General features: G+C 68.3%; 2 protein-coding genes, 1 tRNA gene and 1 pseudogene. 1 reads left to right on the top strand and 3 read right to left on the bottom strand.

Annotated features, from left to right (window positions below; translation table 11 throughout):
• From GA0115259_RS41365 to GA0115259_RS38360, 3 genes and pseudogenes are all read right to left on the bottom strand, one after another.
• Positions 1-184: pseudogene (locus GA0115259_RS41365) on the bottom strand (hypothetical protein); the annotation flags it as partial.
• 54 nt (positions 185-238) lie between these two features.
• Positions 239-379, bottom strand: coding sequence for a hypothetical protein (locus GA0115259_RS41005; protein WP_161230648.1), 141 nt, complete (start codon positions 377-379; stop codon positions 239-241).
• Between the two features lie 378 nt (positions 380-757).
• Positions 758-830, bottom strand: a tRNA-Arg gene (locus tag GA0115259_RS38360).
• A 317-nt stretch (positions 831-1,147) separates the two neighbouring features.
• On the opposite strand from GA0115259_RS38360, the gene GA0115259_RS38355 reads away from it, so the two are divergent.
• The coding region (locus GA0115259_RS38355) for a dynamin family protein (protein WP_176732797.1) at positions 1,148-1,985 on the top strand (838 nt) is incomplete at its 3' end.

Below are 1,985 nucleotides of genomic sequence, written 5' to 3'. Positions count from 1 at the left end.
GCTTGCGCTCGGCGACGGCCTCCGGCTCGCGCGCGGGCGGTACGGGCGCACCACCGCCGTAGCCGGAGCAGGCACCGGCACCACCGCCGGAGCAGCCACCGCGACCGGCTCCGCCGCCGTCGGCTTCTCGTGCGGCGTGCCGGGAAGAACGTCGTCCAGCAGCCGAGGAAGGCGCGTTCGTCAATGGCCGGAACGCCCTCCGCGAGGGCCCGACGGGCCTTCGCCGAGCCCACCATATTCAGACCGGCGGCGACGGACCGTGCGACAACACCCGGTCCCTCCGTGCGATCAGCCCGGAGGCTTCCACCTCCACCAGGGCCCAGTCGAAGGCGTAGTCGCGAAGGTCCGGCATGTCCGGAGGGGAGGTGACGAAAGTCATGACGGCAAGGATGATCCGGGAATCGAACCTCATCGACCGGAATGCTGATATGTCCCGTACTGGATCACAAACCCGACCCCATGCCCGCAATGGATCACATACCGGGTCCCGTACTGGATCGGAAGAGATCGCGCCGGCAGTTCGGCCTCAGGGCCGGTACTTCGACACTTCGGCCTCGGGAAGTTCTCGGGAAAAGCACTTGGCCCGAGGTGTTCGGAGTCGGCTCAGTCCGGACCGCCGGCCTGCCGGAGATGCCCACCGGCGTCGCTCCGGCATTGACGCCGACCCTACGCCGCGCCCGCTACGATGCGCTGACCTGCGCAAAGACTCTCCCGCGCAGGCCCTCCCAGGAGGAGGGCCGTGCACCGCGCGTAGAAGCGCCCCCGGCAGGACTCGAACCTGCGGCCAAGTGCTTAGAAGGCACCTGCTCTATCCACTGAGCTACGGGGGCCGGGTGGTGGCCTCGGTGACCTGGAGCCCGGGGTTGGGTGGTTCCGTGACCTTGCCGGGACAAGGATAGGGCTCCGATCACCTTGACCCGGTTGCTTCACGTGCGTGGCACGTTGTGGAGGTTCAGTGAAGCGAACCGATAATCGCAGGCAGGTGCGATTCCCGCATCGCTTTTGGCCTCCCGCGCCCCGGGTGTTGTGCACTCGTTATGCCTGCGCCCCACTCGTCCCGTCTGTCCACAATGCTTGATCGGCGCGCAGAGATGTCTATACGCTTCAAAAAGGCTCCAAAGTTGGGCATTCTTCGCATGTGGTGACCTTGGATGTACGGCCCGAGCTGATCGACGCACTTTCCGCACTGCGCGACTGTGTCGCTGCCGTGCGTCTTCCACTCCCTCTCCCCGGTGCGCCGCGTGCCCGGCAGACCCGGGCCGAGCTGCTCGCCCAGCTCGACGACTATCTGCTGCCGAGGCTCCGGGACCCCGAAGCGCCTCTGCTCGCGGTCGTCGGCGGATCCACCGGTGCCGGAAAGTCCACACTCGTCAACTCCCTTGTGGGACGGCGGGTCAGCGAGGCGGGTGTGTTGCGGCCCACCACACGTACCCCCGTACTCGTGTGCCATCCCGATGACCACCACTGGTTCGCCGGAATGCGGGTGCTGCCGCATCTCACCCGGGTCTGGCTGCCACAGCAGGAGGAGGACGGAGGAGCGGGCGCGGAGGCCCTGGCGAAGAACACGCTGCGTATCGAGACCGCCTCCTCCCTGCCCCGGGGGCTCGCGCTGCTCGACGCTCCCGACATCGACTCGCTCGTGGTGGACAACCGGTTGCTGGCCGCGGAGTTGATCTGCGCCGCCGACGTCTGGGTCATGGTCACCACCGCCTCCCGGTACGCGGACGCCGTGCCCTGGCATCTTCTGCGTACCGCCAAGGAGTACGACGCGTCGCTGGTCACCGTCCTCGATCGGGTGCCGCACCAGATGATCAACGAAGTGGCGCGGCAGTACGGGGCGCTGATGAAGCGCGCGGGACTCGGTGACGTACCTCGGTTCACCGTCCCCGAGCTGCCCGAGTCGGCCGGCGGCGGGCGCGGGCTGCTGCCCACCACCGCCGTCGCGCCGCTGCTCGGCTGGCTCGCGCACCGGGGGCAGGGTCCGG

It is taken from the genome of Streptomyces sp. MnatMP-M17 (genome assembly GCF_900091995.1).
In the GTDB taxonomy this organism is placed as follows: domain Bacteria; phylum Actinomycetota; class Actinomycetes; order Streptomycetales; family Streptomycetaceae; genus Streptomyces.
This window is presented reverse-complemented; position numbering and strand designations above follow the sequence as displayed.